Source organism: Streptomyces sp. NPDC057654 (assembly GCF_042800135.1).
In the GTDB taxonomy this organism is placed as follows: domain Bacteria; phylum Actinomycetota; class Actinomycetes; order Streptomycetales; family Streptomycetaceae; genus Streptomyces.
The window spans coordinates 1-1275 of record NZ_JBHVHQ010001414.1; the positions used below are offsets into that span (position 1 = coordinate 1).

General features: G+C 73.9%; 1 protein-coding gene. It reads right to left on the reverse strand.

The genetic code is table 11. From position 1 onward, the window contains the following. Positions 1-67 precede the first annotated feature (67 nt). On the reverse strand, positions 68-928 hold the full coding sequence (locus ACFU99_RS44020; RefSeq protein WP_384404458.1) for an RICIN domain-containing protein: 861 nt from the start codon (positions 926-928) through the stop codon (positions 68-70). Between the last annotated feature and the right edge of the window lie 347 nt (positions 929-1275).

Sequence of the window (1275 nt, forward strand, 5' to 3'; positions counted from 1 at the left end):
GCTTGCGAAGTCGGGCGGCCCTCGTGCGTCGCCGGGGGTCGGGGAACCCTCGGGAGCTTTCGCGGATTTACCAGGACCAGTCGGTGTCGGCCGTTCCGCAGGAGCGCAGTTCGAGGCGGGCGTCCAGGCCGGCGCCCGGCCCCCCGCTGACGCCCAGGCACCGGCCGCCGCTCTTGCCGTTACGGATCTGGTAGTGGTTGTCGTGGCCAGGCCAGATGTACCAGGTCTGGTTGTCCCGGGCGCTTTCGTCGCACCGGTACTCCGAGACCTTGGCGCCCACCGGCTTGGCCGCGTAGCCCGGCAGGTCCATGCACAGGCCGTCCTTGATGTTGCGGATGACGAAGAGGTTCACCTCCCCGGGCCCCTTGCGGTGCACAGGCTTCAGGTTCCACATCTGGTTGTCGCTGCCACCGGCCCGGCAGTGGTACTCGTTGACGGGCCCGTTGACCGACCCCTTGCCGTAGCCCGGCAGGTTGGCGCAGAGCCCGGTGGCGCGGTTGTGCAGCAGCACCTGCGCGGAGCCCCCGAACAGCTGGGAGACCGCCGGGGCCGACGGGTGACCCGCCTGGGCGCTCTTCTTGGGGGAGTTCTTCGCCGGGGCGGAGCCGTGTCCGGCGCCTTGGCCGGCGGTGGCCGTCGGCTTCGTGGTGTGGCGCTTCGCGGAGGGGGAGGGGGAGTGCTCCGCCGGGGCGGAGCCGTGTCCGGCGCTTTGGCCGGTGGTGGCCGTCGGCTTCGTGGTGTGGTGCTTCAGGGAGGGAGAGGAGGAGGGGGAGGGGGAGTGCTGGGGCGAGGGGGAAGACCGCAGGCTTGCGGGCGTGGAGGCTCTCGGGACGTCGGCCATGGTGACCTGGTGGTTCTCGGGCTTGTGGCGCGAGCCCGAGGCCAGGAGCACCGCCACCGCCGCCAGTACGGCCGTGCCGGCGGCCACCGCGGTGAGCAGGTTCCTGGGGGGGTGGTGTTCTCGCGGAGCCGGCGACGCGGGGTCTGAGTCCGGGGCCGCCGATCTCGTGGAGGCCGCCGCGGTGGACGCCGCTGCCCGCGGTTTCGCCGCGGCCGGCACGGTGGGTATGACTGGTGCCGGCGCTGACACCGAGGGCGGGGCGCCGGGCGCCGACGCCGGTGGCGGTGGCGATGGCGATGGAAGGGAAGCGGCGTCCGCGGCCGGTGCGTCGCCGGCGTCGGGGCGCGGCGTGTTCGCGTGTCCGGCGCCGCGGTCCCAGAGCGCGGGCGAGCCGTCGGCCAGGGCCTGCAAGCGCGCCGCGGACCGTATGCGCC